This window comes from Campylobacter suis, assembly GCF_905120475.1.
In the GTDB taxonomy this organism is placed as follows: Bacteria; Campylobacterota; Campylobacteria; order Campylobacterales; family Campylobacteraceae; genus Campylobacter_A; species Campylobacter_A suis.
In genome coordinates this window covers 173,126-190,255 of sequence record NZ_CAJHOE010000002.1, presented here as the reverse complement: position 1 = coordinate 190,255, position 17,130 = coordinate 173,126, and the positions used below count along the sequence as shown (strand labels likewise).

Here is a 17,130-nt window from a genome sequence, read left to right as displayed (position 1 = left end):
TATGTTAAATTTTAAAGCTCAAACTGTTGTTGGTATTGTTTTAGCTGTACTGGGTGGTGTTGTTTTTATTTATATAAAAAGTCTGCAAGCTAGCATATCTAAACTAGATGAAAAGCTAAAAGATACACAAACACAGCTAATTGTTCAAACAGCACAAACAGAGCTAAAAGACGCAAATTTAAATGAGTGTAATGCAAAAATTAGTTTGCAAAATAAGGCAATTAATAGCTTAAGCATAGAAAAAAGTAAACTAGAAAAAATAAACAAAGACATAAAAAGAAAATATGCAAATATGCATATCCCATCAGATAGTAGCGATTGTCAAACAAGGCTAGATTTTTATGAGAGTTTATTTAAAGGAGTAAGCAATGAGTGAAGAGAAACTTATACTTTATCAAAAAAGGCAAGGCGTTAGAAAGATAGTTTTTATAGTGATACTATTTTTGTTAATAATCCTTTTTACTGGTTGCGCTAAAACCACTATAACAAAAACACAGTATCAAGAGGTTATGGTGCCAGTTAAGTGCGAAGCAAAACTCCCACAAAAGCCGATATTTGACACTAACGACCTAAATACAGCAAAAGAGCTTATGCAATACTTTGAAACTTGTGAAAAAATACTTTTAGAGTGTGTAAAATATGAATGAGTTTTTAGAGTGGAGCAAAGATAAGCCACTTGTTGGAGTGCTGCTTGTTGGTTTTATAGGCGGGATGTTAAATTTAGCCGACCCAAAAAAGAGCATAACACACAATATACTAAATATCATAACTGGTGTATTTGGTTCAATGTTTTTATGCTGGATAGCCTATGAAGTGGCATTTTACTTTATACATGACAATAGTATGTGTCTTGCAGTCGGTGGCTTTTTTGCATGGCGTGGAGCAAACTGGGCTAATGAGACGGTGGATAAACTTATCAAGTCTAAAATAGAGAGCTCAAATAAAGATTACCCTACATATGATGATTATAACAAGATACCGCCTATGCCAAGGAATTTAGATGATGAATAAAACAGAAAGGAGACAAGAGAGATTTAAGGGCTAGAGGGGCTGTAACTGCTTGAAGCCCCAAAAAAGGGGCTAGGCTTAATAAGCCTTGACTACAATACCACAAAGTAGTATAATAGTCATCAAGAGTTGCAAGCTCATAAACTCACCTCACTTTCTGAGGTAAAATTTAGGCTGGAGGTTGCGACCCTCTAGCCTAACCTCTAGCAAAATTATATCAAATCTCTCTTTAAAACAATAATGGCAAATTTTAACAATGCTTATAAGCTAATGCTAGGCTTTGAATTTGAGAACCCAAGCACCGCACTACATAAAAACTCAACCGAGAATGGACTAACATTTATGGGCATTTATGAGATAGCACACCCTGGTTGGGCTGGTTGGCTCATAATAAAAGATACTCTTAGAATGCTAGGCGATATAAAAAAGGCAAGCATAGCACTACATCAAGATGAAAATCTAAAAGAGATGGTGGCTAAGTTTTACAGGATTAACTTCTGGGATAAAATAAGAGGCGATGAGATAATTAGTCAGCATTGTGCAAATGAGATATTTTGCTTTGCGGTAAATGCTGGAGTAAGGCAGGCTATTAAAATAGCTCAAAGAGTTGTTGGAGTGGTTGATGATGGCTATTTTGGAGCTCAAACACTAAGAGCATTAAATAGCTATGATGAAGCTAAATTTAATAAAGAGTATGACAGGCTAGAGCTTGCTTACTATAACAGGCTAATAGAGAAAAATCAAAAACTGGCTGTTTATAAAAAAGGGTGGGAGAGAAGAGCGAAGGAGATATGATTATTTTTATAAAACAATTCTAAAATTAACTTATAAAAATAATATAAAATTAAGTGTGCCCCAAGTGTGCCCTAAATGTTGTCAAAATGTTTAATTTTCGACAATATTTAAGCAAAAAATTTGCTAACCTTTTTTTGATAAAAACTTGTTAAAACGCTGTATTTTAGGGGGTTTTGTTCTGGTGTCAAAGGGGAGACTTGAACTCCCGACCTCCGGCTTATGAGACCAGCGCTCTAACCAGCTGAGCTACTTTGACACATAAATTAAGTTTGCGATTATACTATCTGAAAGCTTATTTTAACATAAATTACAAAATTTGCTTAATATATATCAAAAATCAAAAAATTTTGTGTAAAATACGCCAAACATTTTTCATTTTTCAAGGAAACCTATGCAAATTTTACATAAACAAAAAGTACAAAAATATTAATGCAAACACTTATTTACCCTAGTATCGCACTTATTTTTTCAGTTTTTGCACATTTTTTCCCTGAAATTTTTACCCCTTTTAAAGGGCATATCGTTACATTTTTAATGATCATAATGCTTGGCATGGGCATGACGCTAAATTTTGCAGACATTATAAGTGTTACTAACAAAAAGTCCGCCATAGCACTTGGTGTCGCTATCCAGTTTATATTTATGCCACTCATAGCACTTGGTATAAGTCTAGTTTTTGGACTTAATCAGTCCCTTACAATAGGCATGGTCTTAGTAGGTACAAGTGCTGGTGGAACAGCTTCAAATGTACTAACCTATCTAGCCAAGGGCGATCTTGCACTTTCTGTTAGTATGACCTTAGTTTCTACCGTTATTTCATGTATATTAATGCCATTTCTTACTTGGCTATATCTTGGAAAAAGTGTAGAAGTTGCAACACAAAGTATGCTTTTTGATCTTATAAAAATCACTGTTTTACCACTTGTGGTTGGTATATTTCTTAATACATTTTTTAGTAAATTTTTACACTTTTTTAAGCGTGCTATGCCACTTATCTCAATGAGTGCCATTATATTTATCGTAGCTGTGATAGTTGCTTTAAATACACAAAATTTATCCACCGTAGGCATTGGTGTTATAATAGCCGTAATAGTTCATAATACACTTGGTATGCTTTGTGGTTATGCTAGTGCTAGAATTTTTGGTTTTGATACAAAAACCGCTAGGACACTTGCGATAGAAGTTGGTGTTCAAAACTCAGGACTTAGTGCTGCACTTGCGATGAAGTATTTTGGTGCTATATCGGCACTTCCAGCAGCACTTTTTAGTATCATTCAAAATGTCATCGGAGCACTCTTTGCAAGTACCTGTAAAAAAACTGAAATTTAGCTTATACGGATAGTATTAGCATGAGTTAAAGCAACTGCAATAGCATCTGTTATATCAAGTGGTTTTATCTCTTTTGTAATGCCAAGCATTTTTTTTACCATAAAAGCAACTTGCTCCTTTTGAGCCTTGCCATTTCCAGTGACGGCTTTTTTTACCTGAAGTGGTGTGTATTCAGCAAAATCGCCATGTAGTTGTAAAATTTTAAGACTTAATGCACCGCGAAACTGTGCTAGCTTTAAGACTGTTTTTGGATTAAATGCAAAAAATATATCCTCAATCGCCACATGTTCAAAACTATGATGTTTAAAAATCACATCAAGCCCCTCGCAAAGCTCGGTGATTTGGTATTGAAGTCTATCTTGTTTTATCTTGATAAGTCCAGCTTCTAAAAGTGTGGTTTTTCTCGCAGTTTTTTCTATGATAGCGTATCCACAGTTGCACGAACCTGGGTCAATGCCTAGAATTTTCATACTATCCTTTTCATTAGTTATTCACATTTTTTTCACATAAGTGAATAACTTTTTACCATATTTAACAAATATTTTATCAAATTTTGGCTACAATATTTAGTTAGCGTATTTTAATATAAAAAAGGTTTAGTTTTGCTTGCAAATGAAATTTTAGAGATGCTTAAAGAGAAAATCTCTCCAAATGAGTATGAATTTTACATAAAACAGCTCAAATTTAACGAAAAAGCATCAAGCGACGACACTATAGTTTATAATGTCCCGAACGAACTTATAGCAAAATTTATAAAAACAAAATACGCTGAGAAAATAGCATACTTTTATGAGGTAAAAACAGGCAGAAAACCCCTTATAAATATAACCACACAAAATATACGCAAAGCTGGCTCAAAAGCAAGTAAAGTCGATGTAAAAAAGATAAAAAGTGCAAATTTGATACAAGATTATACATTTGAAAATTTTGTTGTTGGTAAGACAAATCAAGTTGCATTTTTTCTAGCAAAAGAGGTTGCTCAAAGACCAGGTGGGCAGTATAACCCACTATTTATCTACGGAGAGAGTGGGCTTGGTAAAACTCACTTACTTCATTCAATAGGAAATTTTTGCCTAAATATGGGTAAAAATGTTATTTGTGTAACAAGTGAAGTTTTTATGAATGATTTTATTTATAATTTAAAAAACAACATGATGGAAAAATTTCGTGAAAAATACCGAGAGTGCGACTATCTTTTGATAGACGATGTTCAATTTTTAGGAAAAACAACAGAGATACAAAACGAATTTTTTCACACATTTAATGAAATTCACAGCAAAAAAGGGCAGATAGTTATGACATCAGATAAGCCACCAAAGATGTTAAAAGGCTTTGAAGAGCGTCTTGTAACGAGATTTGACTCAGGTGGTAGGATAGATATAAACCCACCAGATCTTATGACTAAAATAGCCATAGTACAAAAAAAATGTGAGATAAATAACCTGTCTTTATCACCAGATATTATAAACTACATCACAACTCATATCGGAGATAATATAAGGGAAATTCAAGGGGTTATAAATAACATAAAAGCCTATCACACGATGCTAAATGAAGAGATAACACTTGAACTTGCAAAAAATATAACAAAAGATCTACTGAAAGAAAAGTTAGAAAATGTAAGCTTAGAACGCATCATCGAAGTGGTTTGTAAAGAACAAAATATAAAAGCCAGCGACATAAAAAGTAAATCACGCGTCGCAAATATCGTAGAAACAAGAAGAATAGCAATTTATTTAATAAGAAATTTAACAACAAATTCAATGCCACAAATCGCAAACTACTTTAACATGGGCGATCACAGCAATGTTAGTAAAAATATAAAAAAGATAAATGAACTGATAGAAAATGATGAAATTTTAAAATTAAAAGTCGAAGAAATAAAAAATAAAATTCTAACAAAAGGATAAAATAAAAGATGAAATTTGTGAATAAATGTGAAAAAAATGAAAATTTTATTCACGCCTTAAATAACCAAATAAAGGGCGTAAAAGCAGATTTTCACTTTTTCAACAAGCCTACTATTACTACTAAAAGAAATTTAAAAACAAACGGAGAAAAAATATGAAGGTTACAATAAATAAAAATGTCCTTGAAAGTATTGTTACAAATACAAACCCATATCTTGAAAAAAGAGATTTAAGCGCTATAACAAGTCACATTTATATTAGTGCTAAAGATGGAGTTTTAAATATCCGTGCAACTGACCATGAGATAGGACTTGCATATAAACTTAGTAACGCAAAGATAATAGATGAAGGATATGCAACAGCAAATGGCAAAAAACTACTTGACATAATACGAAGTTTAAAAGATGAAGATGTTATGCTTGAAAGTCTTAATAACTACCTTTATGTAAAACAAAAAAACTCAAAATACAAACTTCCTATGTATAAATTTGAAGACTTTCCATCTTTTCCAACCATTGAAGGAAAAGCTAAATTTGACATAGACGCTGTTATGCTTGGAAGAAGCCTTAAAAAGATACTTCCTAGTATAGATAGTAATAATCCAAAATTTGAACTAAACGGAGCTTTGCTAGATATAAAAGAAAATTTTATAAATATCGTAGGAACAGATACAAAACGACTTAGTGTATTTAAATTTGAAACACCAACCGAGCGTGAGTTTTCTATCATTATCCCTAAAAAAGCTATAAGTGAGATACAAAAACTATTTTTTGATAAGATAGAAATTTACTATGATGAAAATATATTAATAGCTCAAAGTTCAAATTTTGAGTTCTTTACAAAGCTTATAAATGGAAAATTTCCAGATTATGAGCGTGTCGTACCAAAAGAGATAAAAAAGAGAATAATTTTAAATCGCGATAAAATGGTAGATGGTATAAAAACTATCTCAATGTTAAGTGATACTATGAAAATTACTTTTGCTCCTGAAAGTATTACATTTGAAAGTATTATCGAAGATAATTCTGAAGCAAAAACAACGATAGAATACAACACAGGTCTTGATGAGCAAATTTATATTGGCATTAAAAACCGATATTTACTTGACTTTTTACAAAGTATAGAAGACAACGAATTTGAGTTAGGTTTTAATGATATAAATTTAGCTTTTGTTGTTAGTTCAAAAGAGCTTAAAACTGTCGTAATGCCAATAACAATAAAATAAGAAAGAGAAAATATGTCAGAACAAATTTATGATGCTGGAAATATCAAGGTTTTAAAAGGGCTTGAAGCTGTCCGAAAGCGTCCTGGTATGTATATCGGAGATACAAATATCGGTGGTCTTCACCACATGATATATGAAGTTGTTGATAACTCGATAGATGAAGCGATGGCAGGGTATTGTGATACCATAGATGTTGAGATAACAAGAGAGGGTAGCTGTATAGTTACTGATAATGGTCGTGGAATTCCAGTTGATATGCACCCAACTGAAAATTTACCAGCTGCAACAGTTGTTTTAACAGTACTTCATGCAGGCGGAAAATTTGATAAAGATACATATAAAGTTTCTGGCGGTCTTCATGGTGTTGGTGTTTCTGTTGTAAATGCACTTTCTAAAAAGCTTATTTTAACGATAAAACGCCAAGGAAATACTTATAGGCAAGAATTTTCAAAAGGTATCCCAACAACTGGGCTTGAAGTGATAAAAACTACAAATCGCACTGGAACTTCGGTCGAGTTTTTCGTTGATGATGAAATTTTTGAAGTAACTGAATTTGAGCGTGATACACTTGCAAAACGCTTCCGTGAACTAGCATATTTAAATCCAAAAATAACTATAAATTTTAAAGATCAACGCGATGGATTTAGTGAGAGTTATCATTTTGAAGGCGGACTTGAAAGCTTTGTAAGTGATATGAATAGATCAAATGCAGTTAGTAAAGCTGTTAGTTTTAGCGGTGGTGAAGAGGATGTTATAGTTGATTTTGCTCTACTTTATAACGAAACATATAGTGAAAATTTACTAAGTTTTGTAAATAATATTAAAACTCCAGATGGTGGAACACATGAGGCTGGTTTTAGAGCGGGATTAACTCGTGTTATTACAAACTATATTTCAGCAAATGCAGCTGCTCGTGAGAAAGATACAAAGATAACTGGCGATGATATAAGAGAGGGCTTAATAGCTGTAATAAGCGTAAAAGTGCCTGAGCCACAGTTTGAGGGACAGACAAAGGGTAAACTTGGTTCAAGCTATGTTAAACCTATCGTTCAAAAGATGGTTTTTGAAGTTTTAACAAAATATTTTGAAGAAAATCCTATCGAAGCTAGAGCTATCATGAATAAAGCTCTTATGGCTGCTCGCGGTAGAGAGGCTGCTAAAAAAGCAAGAGATCTTACTCGTAAAAAAGAGAGCTTTAGCGTAGGAACTTTACCTGGAAAGTTAGCTGATTGTCAAAGTAAGGATGCAACTATAAGCGAGCTTTATTTGGTCGAGGGCGATTCTGCGGGTGGTTCAGCAAAACAGGGTCGTGATAGAGTTTTTCAAGCTATTTTACCACTTAGGGGTAAAATTTTAAATGTTGAAAAATCCCGCCTAGATAAAATTTTAAAATCTGAAGAGATAAAAAATATGATAACAGCTCTTGGTTGTGGTATCGGTGATGAGTTTGATGCAGAGCGTTTGCGCTATCATAAGATCATCATTATGACTGATGCTGATGTTGATGGAAGTCATATTCAAACACTACTTCTTACATTTTTCTTTAGATTTTTACATGAGGTTGTTGAAAAGGGTTATATTTATCTAGCTCAGCCACCACTTTATCGCTATGAAAAGGGTAAAAAAGAGGTTTATTTAAAAGATGATAAAGCATTAAATGAATTTCTTATTCAAACTGGTATTGAAGGTATGGAATTTGAAGGCGTTGGGACAAATGACTTGATTGATTTTTTAAAGATTGTTGTTGCTTATGATAATGTCTTAAACGAGCTTGCAAAGCGTTTTAACTTGCTTGTTGCCCTTAGATATATGATAGAAAATCCAGATATAATAGGCAAAAGCTATTCTCAGATATTTGAAATTTTGAGTAAGTTTTTAAAAGAAAAGGGTTATAATATATTAAATTCTTATGTAAATGATGAAGAGATAAGAATTTATGTACAAACCGAAAATGGTTTGGAGGAATTTTATATCAACGACAACCTTTTTGCTAACCCACTTTACGAAGAAGCATTGCATATTTATAAAAAGCTAAAAGAGCGTGAGATAGACTTTGGCGGTAGAGATATGATAGATGTTTTACACAGCGTAACAGAAAATGCTAAAAAAGGAAATAATGTAAAAATTCAGCGATATAAAGGTCTAGGTGAGATGAATCCTGATCAACTTTGGGAAACGACGATGAACCCTGAAAATCGCCGCTTACTTCGCATAAGTATAGAAGATGCACAAAGTGCTAGTGATACATTTAACCTGTTTATGGGCGATGAAGTTGAACCACGCCGAAATTATATCCAAGAGCATGCAAAAGATGTAAAACATTTGGATATTTGATGTTTGCAATAAATTTAGAGAGAACTCAGCGTTTTAAAACAGCGCTGAAGATCTCATTTCCGTTTGCGATATTAGTTTTATTTGTTGGTTATATTTTTTTTACAAATGATAATATCCAAACTCATGAAATTTTTCTTTTTATTTTACTTGTTGTAGTTTATATTTTCTACACTTTTTATCTGATATATCAAAGTTTTAAAAATACTATTTTAGATAGTACTTTAAGTTTTTTAAATCGTAAAAAAACAGAGCAAATTTTTAGTGAGCTTGTTTTAAAAGCTGATAAAAATCAAAGTTTAGTTTTATTAAAGATTAAAAATCTAAGTGAAATTTCTGATATATATGGGATAAATAAGGGCGATGAAATTCTAAAAGATAGTATCTTTAAACTTAAAGATTTTCTTAAAAAAAATAGTGTAAAAAGCATAATAGGACACTACAATGCCAGTTCATTTTTGTTATATGTATATGCACAAAGTTCGTATCTAACACATATTTTAACTATTTTTTCAAAAAATATGCAAAATGAAAATATAAGTATAGACATTGACTTTTTAGCCATTAATGCTTTACAAAATAATGATCTTAGTAAAAGTATAAATTTTTTAATAAATGAATTAAAATACAAAAATAAAGCTGACAAAGCTGATCTTTTGCAGATAGAAAAAGAGGTTTTAGAAGCCATAAAAGAGCAAAAATTTCTTTATAAAACTCAAAAAATAGCAAGCCTTGAAAACCAAGATGAGTTAAATTTAGTAATATCTACGCTACAAACAAGAAGTTTAGGAAATATTGCTCGCTCAAAGTTTATAGAGATAGCTACGCAAAATGAGAGTGAGATAGTACTTGATAAAAATAACATCTTAAATTTCTTAAGCCTTGCTCAAAAAGATAGAATTTATATCATTGAAGTTAGTCAAAATTCTCTAAAAGATACGACTTTTTTAAATTTTATTAAAGAGCTTGTTTTGGAAAAAAAGCTAGAAGCTAAAAATATCATTTTTGATTTTAGCAGGCAAAATAGCGAAAATTTTGGAAAGTTGAGTGAGTTTTTAAGTGAATATAAAAAGCTTGGATTTAGATTTTGTTTATCACAATTTTGCGGGACAAATGTCTGTTTTAACGCACTTTTTGTACTTGATGTGGAATTTATAGCCTATGATATTTCTATAAGTAAAACGCTTTTAGATAAAAAAGTACAAGTATGTTTAAAAAATTTTAGTCAAATTTATAGAGAAATTGGTATAAAAAGTATAGTAAAATTTATAGAAAATACACAAAATTTTGAAATTGTAAAAAGCCTTGGTGTAAACTTTGCTCAAGGTTATTTTATAGAAAAACCAAAGGATCTTAGATAATAAGGAGAGCCTAAAATAGGCAGAAATTGTTGGCAAAAAGCCTTGAAATTTAAAAATAAGGAAAACAAAAATGAGTAAAGAAATTTTGATATTAGATGATGAACAAGAGCAAGATGTAAAGCCAGATTTAAAATATGGTGAGCAAATTTTTAAGAATTTTAATCCAGAAACCGACCTTGAGTTTTGGGAAAACAAACACGAGCGAGAATATATGATAAGCATAACTTTGCCTGAGTTTTGTTGTCTTTGTCCACGCGCTGGCTATCCTGACTTTGCAACGATATATCTTGATTATATACCAAACAAATTTGTGGTTGAGTTAAAAACTATAAAACTTTATATAAATAGTTTTATGAATCGTAACATAAGTCACGAAGATAGTATAAATGAAATTTATGATGTACTTTATCGTAAGCTTGAGCCAAAATATATGAAGATAGTAGGTGACTTTAACCCAAGAGGAAATGTTCATACTGTGATTGAAATTTCATCTGAAAGTCTTATAAAAAAACAGGGAAAAAATAACGCAGATGATGAAAAAAGTCGTGATGATAATCGCCGTGCAGGTGCGCGCCGTATCGAAGAGCGTGAGCGTGACAGAGCAAGAGATGAAAAAAGAGGTAGTAGCGGTTTAAGAGGCGGTTCTAGGCGAGATAGCGATAAAGGTGGTTCGCGTACAAGAGGTTTTGATCGTGATGATAGCAGAGGTAGTAAAGGCGGCTCAAGAGGTAAAAATTTTGAGCGTGGTGGCGATGAAAAACCAAAAAGAGCAGCTCGTGATGGCTTTCGTAAGATAAGTTATGAGGGCAATCGTAAAGCAAGTGTGGTTAAGAAAGACAAATGATATCTGCAAGCCTTATCGAACATATCTTTAAAGCAGCCTCTATCTCACGCTGGAACGATTATCCAAAGATGACAAATTTAGTTGAGCTTGACAAACAAGCGCATAAATTTATCATCGCATATTTTATAGCTAACCTTGAAAAAGATGTCAATATGAGTTACATCATCGAGGCTGGTATTTTTGAGTTTTTAAGTCGTGTTGTCGTGACTGACATCCGTCCAGATGTCTTTCATTTTATACAAAAAAGTAAAAAAGAGCAGGTAAATGCGTGGGTGGTAAACGAGCTTGAAGAGCTTGTAAAAGATATAGAAGATGGTAAATTTTTAGCTAGACTGCGTACATATTTGCTAGAAGATGACAAAACTCACTCAAAAGAGCGCCTTATCTTAAAGGCGTCAAGCTATCTTGCAACTCGTTGGGAATTTAGCATAGTTTATCAAACAAGTCAGTTTTTAAATGATATTGATGAGCTAAAGAGCAAAGTAGATGAGGAGATGGAGGATTATTACGAGCTTATAGGCGTTAGAAAAATAGCCATGAATCAAAAGCTAGCACGCCTTGTTGATCTTAGTGGGCGTCTTCGTTTTCAAAAGCGCTGGGCTCAAACTCCTAGGATACCAGAAACGGCTGTTTTAGGGCATATGCTAGTTGTTGCTATACTTAGCTACTTTTACTCGCTTAAAGTTGGAGCGTGTGCAAAAAGGCTTGAAAATAACTTCTTTTGTGCACTTTTTCATGATCTTCCAGAGAGTTTAACTCGTGATATTATAAGCCCTGTAAAATATGGTATAAAAGGGCTAAATGAGATCATTAGCGAGTATGAGATGAAGCTTATTGATGAGAAAATTTTGCCATTTGTCCCAGATAGTTTTAGGGGAGATTTTAGCTATATTTTGGGCATTCGTAAAAAAGATGATAAATTTATAAAAGATGAGTTTGAAAACCGCACATTTGAAAATAACATTATCCCACATGATGGAATGATGGAAAATGTCAATAAAAATCGCTTTAATGCCATCGATGGAAAAGCCTTAAAGTATTGTGACAAGTTAGCCGCTTATATCGAGGCTGGGATGTCGATAAGTTATGGTGTAAAGTCAAAAGAGCTAAGCGATGGTTTTAAAAATATGCACAAAAATTTTAAAGAAAAACCAAGCATAGATGGTGTAAATTTTTATGAAATTTGTGAAAGGTTATGCGAGCACTTTGATCTAAAAAGTCAAGTTTAGTAAAACCCCCTCTCAGATGACTGCGGCACACACTGATTACAAGTGCTCTGCTGTGTTCCCACCCTGAAGCGGTGCTCATAAAAAGCATTGCACAGGTCTAAGAAGGAGCGGTTGAAATGTTACTAAAAAAATGCTTAAAACTTAGTAAAAGGATGTAAATGGATACTTTAGATATTATAAATTTTATAAAATCTGACATATATCAAAATATCTTAAAAAAGTCTCAAAAGGAGCTAGGCTTGGCTATTTCTAGCGACATAGATATCCAAGAGTGTGAGATATATACCCAGTATGTAAAAGATGCTGGGCTTAATACTTTTCATCTAAATCAAGGGGTAAATTCACTAAATTTTAGACCTTTTTTACATAAATTTTATGAGTTTATAAATGATGAAAATATCGCGATTTATACATTAAAAAAGAGCGAAAATTTACAAACTTCACTCATTATGCCAGCACTCTTTGTTTACTGTTTAGAAAATGGCTTAGACGCACAGCTTCGTAAGTTTTTTAATAAATATAATATCGGCTCAACTCTTTTTAATAGACTGAGTGAGATTTTTGAAAATAACAAATTTTAAAAAGTGGTGTAAAAATGGGCTTTAAATTTCGTTTTTTATCGGCTTTTCGTGAGTTTTTAGTCTATCATCATAAGTCTTTGGAATTTCGTGCAAAAGTGTTTGCAGCTATAATCGGCGCAAAACTCTCTCCAGATGATGATGATTTTGAAATTTTAACACAGATTGCTACTGAAATTTATGAAAATGACCAAAATAGAAGGGATTTTCTCATACAACTCACAAAAGAATATGTCGCAAAAGTCAAGAAAAATGACCATTTAACGCTTGATGCGTTGTTAAATAATATCGACAAAGAGCTAAAAGCACACAAACGCTATGTAAGTAAGATTGATTTTGACCATCTTAGACGGCTTATGGTTGGCAGTGAAGATGAGATAATTATTCAACAACGAGTCTATGAATTTCTTGTTAGTGAAGTGAGAATGTATCTTTGATTGATATAGCTCATTGCAAAAAAGATAAAAATAGTCTATAATGCGCCTTTTAAATTTTTAAAAGGATAAAAATGCAAGCTATATATCCATATGCAAAGCTCGTGCATATCATCTGTGCGATCATTTTTTTAGGTTACATCTTTTTTGATGTTGTTATATTTTCTCGTCTTAAAAATATTTTAGGCGATGAATTTGAGCCTGTAAAAGCTGCCATAACTTCAAAAGCTATAAAGATCATGCCACTTTGCCTACTTTTACTTATACTTTCAGGTGGTATGATGATGAGTACATGGGTTGGATCAAAAGCTGGTGGATACTTTGAAACAACGCTTCAAACACTTCTTATGATAAAAGTTATTTTGGCATTAATACTGGCTTGTGGTGTCATTTTTAATCTCTCACATCGTGCATTAGGCAAGCAGCCACCGAAATTTATGCGTGAAAATTTGCATACTGTTGCATTTATTTTTGGTTTTGCGATAGTTATTTTAGCAAAAGCAATGTTTATGGTTTAGATTTTAAAATTTGAGCTAAAAGCCCCTTGCAGGCACGACTTACATCATAAAAACATCGCTCAAAATTTCTAGTGTAATACGGATCAGCGATGATAAGATCTGCATGTTTTAGGGGTTTATCTTCATTTTGCATAGCATACTCGAGTAAAAATTTAACTTTTTTCATATCTTTTCCAGCAAAAATTTTGCCTAAAGTTTGCATATTTTCATCATCCATACAAAGAATAAGGTCGTATTTATCATAGTCTGAGTTTTTAACTTGAGTGGCTTTATGCGGATAGTCTTTTAGGTTATTTTCACGCAAAATTCTAAGAGTTTCATAGTATGGTGGCTCGCCTATCTCATCTGTATGTGTTGCCATAGAAAATGCTGAAATTTCACCATCTAAGGCATTTTGCTCTAGTAAATTTCTCATAACAAACTCAGCCATTGTTGAGCGACAGATATTTCCATGACAGATAAATAAAATTTTCATTTTTAGCCTTTTTGAAATATTTTACTAAAAATTTCTTAATTTTATAGGTATTTGTGAGCGAATTTTATCCACATCAAAGCTATTTTTAGGCGTAGAAATTTTGCCAAAATTTTCTTTAGTATCTAAAAAATTTTGTAAAAAATAACTTTTTTTATAGCCCTTTTGCTCCAAAATCTCAGCCATTTTTGATATGTCATTTTCATCTAAAAAGTCAGCATGCAAAGTCGTTCTAACCTCAAAATCAAAATTTATTAATAGCAAAAATTCTAAAGTCTGAATAAAATTTTCATACAAATGAGAGCCACTTATGCTTTTAAATTTTTCCTTTGTTGCCTTAAAATCAAGTGCAATGTAATCTATCAAACCCTCGCTTATGGCTTGTTTTAGCACATCTAAGTTTGAGCCATTTGTATCAACTTTAAGTGCAAAATTTCGCTTTTTTACCTCACGAGCAAGCTCTAAAAAAGCAGGCGATATGCTGCACTCTCCACCGCTAAAAACTATGCCATCAAGTCTGTTTTTGCGTTTATCTAAAAATTTACAAAATTCCTCGGTGCTTATGTTGCCACTTTCTAGCACGATAGGTGTGTTATAGCAATACACACAGCGCATATTGCACCCTGCAAACCACGCAACAGCTGCTATCTTATCAGGATAATCAGTCATGGTAAATGGAGTTAGTGAGTGTATGGGATTTAGCAAATTTTGCTCATTAAAAGGCTTTTGCCAAAGCGACAAAAGCCACTAAATTTATGCGGTAGCTTTATGCGTGCAACCTGCATTTTCGCGAAATTTTACACGCTCTTTATGCTCGCCTTTTTTGCCTAGGTTAAAGCTCTCAACTGGTCTGTGATAGCCCATAACTCTTGTATAAACCACGCATTTTGTGCGTTTATCTGCATTTTTAGCTAAAATTTCTTGCTCACTCATTTATGCTCCTTTGTTTTGATTTAAAATTTCCGCATCGCAAAGTGGGCAAAACTCATGCTCACCAGCGATATATCCGTGCTTATCACACACGCTAAATACCGGCGTTATCGTGATATATGGAAGCTTATAGTTTGTTATGATATTTTTTACCAAACTTTTACACGCCTTAGCAGAGCTAATGCGCTCACGCATATAAAGATGAAAAACAGTTCCACCAGTATAAGCACTTTGAAGTTCATCTTGCAGATCAAGTGCCTCATAAGCATCATCTGTAAAGCTTGCTGGCAGCTGAGTTGAGTTTGTGTAGTAGATATTTTCGCCCATTCCAGCTTGGATAATGTCTGGATAGCGCTTTTTATCCTCTTTTGCAAAACGATATGTTGTGCCTTCGGCTGGAGTGGCTTCAAGGTTGTATAAATTTCCCGTTTGTTCCTGAAATAAGCGGATCTTATCGCGTAAGAAATTTATCATCTCCAAGGCAAACTCACGGCCAAATTCAGTCGCTATATCGTCATTATCGTTTGTAAAATTTCTTAAAAGCTCATTCATCCCATTTATGCCGATAGTGCTAAAATGGTTATTAAAATGCTTTAAATATCTAGCCGTGTATGGGTAAAGCCCACGCTCATACATCTCTTGGATAAATTTTCGCTTCTTTTCAAGGGTTGATTTGGCTAGTTCGAGCAGGTAGTCAAGGCGTTTATAAAGCCCGCTTTTATCATCTTTATAGTTATAGCCTAGTCTTGCTAAATTTATCGTTACTACGCCGATACTACCCGTCATCTCAGCACTTCCAAAAAGCCCGCCACCACGCTTTAAAAGCTCACGCAAATCAAGCTGCAAGCGGCAACACATAGAACGCACATGTCCGGGCTTGTATGCCGCATCGTTTGGCACGCGTTCGCCATTTTCATTTATAGTGTATTGGCTTCCGATGAAATTTTGAAAGTAGCTTGAGCCCATTTTTGCCGTATTTTCAAACAAAACCTCAGCCACATCGCTATCCCAGTCAAATTCTTCTGTTATATTTACAGTTGGTATCGGAAATGTAAATGGCTGTGAGTTTTTATCCCCAGCCGTTAGCACCTCGTAAAATGCCTTTGTTATGCGTCTCATCTCTGGCTCAAAGTCGCCATAAGTCATATCGCAAAGTGCCTTTTTGCCACGCTCATTTGCTCGTTTTAAGGCATTTTCATCGTTGAAATTTTTAAATAAATGTTCATCGTTTGAAGTTGGAATTTGCTCTTTTAAATCACTCGGACAAGTTATATCGATAGTAACATTTGTAAATGGGCTTTGACCCCAACGAGCCGGGACATTTAGGTTAAAAACAAAGCTAGTTATTGCCTTTTTTATCTCTAAATCACTCAAATCATCTTTAAAAACATATGGTGCAAGATATGTATCAAAGCTAGAAAATGCCTGTGCTCCAGCCCACTCGCTTTGTAAAATTCCTAAAAAATTCGCCATCTGGCTCAGTGCCTCACGAAAATGCTTTGGAGCACGGCTCTCTACCCTGCCACGAACGCCGTTAAAGCCTTCATTCAGTAAAGCCCTAAGGCTCCAGCCCGCACAATAACCAGTAAGGCAGTCAAGATCGTGGATATGATAATCCCCATTTCTGTGTGCCAGCCCCTCTTCCTTGCTATAAACCGCGTCTAGCCAGTAGTTTGCGATGACTTTACCAGCAGTGTTGTTTATAAGTCCAGCGTTTGAATAGCTCGTGTTTGAATTAGCTGAAATTCGCCAGTCTGTGCCATTTATGTATTCATTTATAGTCTGGGTTGAGTTTATGTATGTAGTATCTTCATTTAGTCCTAAAATTTGCTCTCTTTGAAGCTTATGAGTGTGGCGATAGAGCATAAAACTTTTTAAAACATCAAAGTATCCAGCCTTAAAAAGAGCCGCTTCTATGTAGTCTTGGATATCTTCGACCGCTAAAATTTCCTTATCAAAAACATGACCCATAACATCTAAAAAGACTTTTTCGTCGTATTGCTTACTTTCGCTTTCAAATGCCTTTTTTATCGCGTCTGCGATTTTGTATGGTAAATATTCTTGTGCTGTGCCATCTCGTTTTAGGATTTGTTTCATCTCTTGTCTTTAAAATTTTGGTTTTGGTTTGTTGAATGCAAAATTATAGGTAAAATAACCTTAAAGTTA

17 protein-coding genes, 1 tRNA gene, 1 other RNA gene and 1 pseudogene are annotated in these 17,130 nt (G+C 33.5%); 14 read left to right on the top strand and 6 right to left on the bottom strand.

Features of this window, described 5'->3' with window-relative positions:
• Position 1: 1 nt before the first annotated feature.
• The 4 genes from LQV35_RS05885 to LQV35_RS05870 all read left to right on the top strand — a co-directional run bounded on the left by LQV35_RS05885 (position 2) and on the right by LQV35_RS05870 (position 1,803).
• A complete protein-coding gene (locus LQV35_RS05885) occupies positions 2–376 on the top strand; it encodes a hypothetical protein (protein WP_230056941.1) in 375 nt (124 codons plus the stop codon).
• On the top strand, positions 369–647 hold the full coding sequence (locus LQV35_RS05880; RefSeq protein WP_230056940.1) for a hypothetical protein: 279 nt from the start codon (positions 369–371) through the stop codon (positions 645–647). The genes LQV35_RS05885 and LQV35_RS05880 overlap by 8 nt, the downstream gene beginning before the upstream one ends.
• A complete protein-coding gene (locus LQV35_RS05875) occupies positions 640–1,011 on the top strand; it encodes a hypothetical protein (RefSeq protein WP_230056939.1) in 372 nt (123 codons plus the stop codon). Before LQV35_RS05880 ends, LQV35_RS05875 begins: the two co-directional genes overlap by 8 nt.
• Positions 1,012–1,248: 237 nt before the next feature.
• On the top strand, positions 1,249–1,803 hold the full coding sequence (locus tag LQV35_RS05870; RefSeq protein ID WP_230056938.1) for a putative peptidoglycan-binding domain-containing protein: 555 nt from the start codon (positions 1,249–1,251) through the stop codon (positions 1,801–1,803).
• A gap of 179 nt (positions 1,804–1,982) precedes the next feature.
• Here the strand turns inward: LQV35_RS05870 and LQV35_RS05865 are convergent.
• Positions 1,983–2,059 (bottom strand) — tRNA-Met (locus LQV35_RS05865).
• Between the two features lie 173 nt (positions 2,060–2,232).
• Between LQV35_RS05865 and LQV35_RS05860 the strand changes: the two genes are divergently transcribed.
• Positions 2,233–3,132, top strand: coding sequence for a bile acid:sodium symporter family protein (locus LQV35_RS05860; protein WP_230056937.1), 900 nt, complete (start codon positions 2,233–2,235; stop codon positions 3,130–3,132).
• On the opposite strand, the gene ruvC is transcribed toward LQV35_RS05860, so the two are convergent.
• The gene (ruvC, locus tag LQV35_RS05855; protein WP_230056936.1) at positions 3,129–3,602 is read right to left on the bottom strand and encodes a crossover junction endodeoxyribonuclease RuvC; all 474 of its coding nucleotides are present in this window, start codon (positions 3,600–3,602) and stop codon (positions 3,129–3,131) included. The two genes, LQV35_RS05860 and ruvC, sit on opposite strands and share 4 nt — an antisense overlap.
• A gap of 132 nt (positions 3,603–3,734) precedes the next feature.
• On the opposite strand from ruvC, the gene dnaA reads away from it, so the two are divergent.
• The 6 genes from dnaA (at position 3,735) to LQV35_RS05825 (ending at position 12,032) form a co-directional block, all read left to right on the top strand.
• Positions 3,735–5,042, top strand: a complete 1,308-nt coding sequence (gene dnaA / locus LQV35_RS05850) for a chromosomal replication initiator protein DnaA (RefSeq protein WP_230056935.1) — start codon at positions 3,735–3,737, stop codon at positions 5,040–5,042.
• A 154-nt stretch (positions 5,043–5,196) separates the two neighbouring features.
• Complete coding sequence (dnaN, locus tag LQV35_RS05845; RefSeq protein ID WP_230056934.1) at positions 5,197–6,267, top strand: DNA polymerase III subunit beta; 1,071 nt, start codon at positions 5,197–5,199, stop codon at positions 6,265–6,267.
• A 12-nt stretch (positions 6,268–6,279) separates the two neighbouring features.
• Complete coding sequence (gene gyrB, locus LQV35_RS05840; RefSeq protein WP_230056933.1) at positions 6,280–8,601, top strand: DNA topoisomerase (ATP-hydrolyzing) subunit B; 2,322 nt, start codon at positions 6,280–6,282, stop codon at positions 8,599–8,601.
• Complete coding sequence (locus LQV35_RS05835) at positions 8,601–9,959, top strand: EAL domain-containing protein (RefSeq protein ID WP_230056932.1); 1,359 nt, start codon at positions 8,601–8,603, stop codon at positions 9,957–9,959. The genes gyrB and LQV35_RS05835 overlap by 1 nt, the downstream gene beginning before the upstream one ends.
• A 70-nt stretch (positions 9,960–10,029) precedes the next feature.
• Positions 10,030–10,803 (top strand): preQ(1) synthase, encoded by a 774-nt coding sequence (gene queF, locus LQV35_RS05830; RefSeq protein ID WP_230056931.1) that lies wholly within the window; start codon positions 10,030–10,032, stop codon positions 10,801–10,803.
• Positions 10,800–12,032 carry an HD domain-containing protein gene (locus tag LQV35_RS05825; protein ID WP_230056930.1) on the top strand — a complete coding sequence of 411 codons (1,233 nt, stop codon included), beginning with the start codon at positions 10,800–10,802 and terminating at the stop codon, positions 12,030–12,032. Before queF ends, LQV35_RS05825 begins: the two co-directional genes overlap by 4 nt.
• A 6-nt stretch (positions 12,033–12,038) precedes the next feature.
• Here LQV35_RS05825 and ffs read toward each other — a convergent pair.
• An RNA gene (gene ffs, locus LQV35_RS05820) (signal recognition particle sRNA small type) lies at positions 12,039–12,136 on the bottom strand.
• A 54-nt stretch (positions 12,137–12,190) separates the two neighbouring features.
• Here ffs and LQV35_RS05815 point away from each other — a divergent pair.
• The 3 genes from LQV35_RS05815 (at position 12,191) to LQV35_RS05805 (ending at position 13,562) form a co-directional block, all read left to right on the top strand.
• Positions 12,191–12,613: a hypothetical protein gene (locus LQV35_RS05815; RefSeq protein WP_230056929.1), complete on the top strand. Its 423-nt coding sequence runs from the start codon at positions 12,191–12,193 to the stop codon at positions 12,611–12,613.
• A 14-nt stretch (positions 12,614–12,627) separates the two neighbouring features.
• On the top strand, positions 12,628–13,047 hold the full coding sequence (locus tag LQV35_RS05810) for a hypothetical protein (RefSeq protein ID WP_230056928.1): 420 nt from the start codon (positions 12,628–12,630) through the stop codon (positions 13,045–13,047).
• Positions 13,048–13,118: 71 nt separating this feature from the next.
• Positions 13,119–13,562, top strand: coding sequence for a copper resistance protein CopD (locus LQV35_RS05805; RefSeq protein WP_230056927.1), 444 nt, complete (start codon positions 13,119–13,121; stop codon positions 13,560–13,562).
• Here LQV35_RS05805 and LQV35_RS05800 read toward each other — a convergent pair.
• From LQV35_RS05800 to LQV35_RS05790, 3 genes and pseudogenes are all read right to left on the bottom strand, one after another.
• Entirely contained in the window at positions 13,552–14,037 is a 486-nt protein-coding gene (locus LQV35_RS05800) for a low molecular weight protein-tyrosine-phosphatase (protein ID WP_230056926.1), read from the bottom strand. The two genes, LQV35_RS05805 and LQV35_RS05800, sit on opposite strands and share 11 nt — an antisense overlap.
• A gap of 24 nt (positions 14,038–14,061) precedes the next feature.
• Positions 14,062–14,739 (bottom strand): anaerobic ribonucleoside-triphosphate reductase activating protein, encoded by a 678-nt coding sequence (locus tag LQV35_RS05795; protein ID WP_230056925.1) that lies wholly within the window; start codon positions 14,737–14,739, stop codon positions 14,062–14,064.
• Between the two features lie 69 nt (positions 14,740–14,808).
• Positions 14,809–17,061, bottom strand: a pseudogene (locus LQV35_RS05790) (ribonucleoside triphosphate reductase); the annotation flags it as partial.
• Between the last annotated feature and the right edge of the window lie 69 nt (positions 17,062–17,130).

What these genes read in the sequence shown, in the direction of transcription:
- LQV35_RS05835 (WP_230056932.1), top strand. Translation starts at nt 8,601, where the DNA reads ATGTTTGCAATAAATTTAGAGAGAACTCAGCGTTTTAAAACAGCGCTG.
- dnaN (WP_230056934.1), top strand. Translation starts at nt 5,197, where the DNA reads ATGAAGGTTACAATAAATAAAAATGTCCTTGAAAGTATTGTTACAAAT.
- LQV35_RS05815 (WP_230056929.1), top strand. Translation starts at nt 12,191, where the DNA reads ATGGATACTTTAGATATTATAAATTTTATAAAATCTGACATATATCAA.
- gyrB (WP_230056933.1), top strand. Translation starts at nt 6,280, where the DNA reads ATGTCAGAACAAATTTATGATGCTGGAAATATCAAGGTTTTAAAAGGG.
- queF (WP_230056931.1), top strand. Translation starts at nt 10,030, where the DNA reads ATGAGTAAAGAAATTTTGATATTAGATGATGAACAAGAGCAAGATGTA.
- LQV35_RS05880 (WP_230056940.1), top strand. Translation starts at nt 369, where the DNA reads ATGAGTGAAGAGAAACTTATACTTTATCAAAAAAGGCAAGGCGTTAGA.
- ruvC (WP_230056936.1), bottom strand. Translation starts at nt 3,602, where the DNA reads ATGAAAATTCTAGGCATTGACCCAGGTTCGTGCAACTGTGGATACGCT.
- LQV35_RS05800 (WP_230056926.1), bottom strand. Translation starts at nt 14,037, where the DNA reads ATGAAAATTTTATTTATCTGTCATGGAAATATCTGTCGCTCAACAATG.
- LQV35_RS05885 (WP_230056941.1), top strand. Translation starts at nt 2, where the DNA reads ATGTTAAATTTTAAAGCTCAAACTGTTGTTGGTATTGTTTTAGCTGTA.
- LQV35_RS05870 (WP_230056938.1), top strand. Translation starts at nt 1,249, where the DNA reads ATGGCAAATTTTAACAATGCTTATAAGCTAATGCTAGGCTTTGAATTT.
- LQV35_RS05860 (WP_230056937.1), top strand. Translation starts at nt 2,233, where the DNA reads ATGCAAACACTTATTTACCCTAGTATCGCACTTATTTTTTCAGTTTTT.
- LQV35_RS05875 (WP_230056939.1), top strand. Translation starts at nt 640, where the DNA reads ATGAATGAGTTTTTAGAGTGGAGCAAAGATAAGCCACTTGTTGGAGTG.
- LQV35_RS05825 (WP_230056930.1), top strand. Translation starts at nt 10,800, where the DNA reads ATGATATCTGCAAGCCTTATCGAACATATCTTTAAAGCAGCCTCTATC.
- LQV35_RS05805 (WP_230056927.1), top strand. Translation starts at nt 13,119, where the DNA reads ATGCAAGCTATATATCCATATGCAAAGCTCGTGCATATCATCTGTGCG.
- LQV35_RS05810 (WP_230056928.1), top strand. Translation starts at nt 12,628, where the DNA reads ATGGGCTTTAAATTTCGTTTTTTATCGGCTTTTCGTGAGTTTTTAGTC.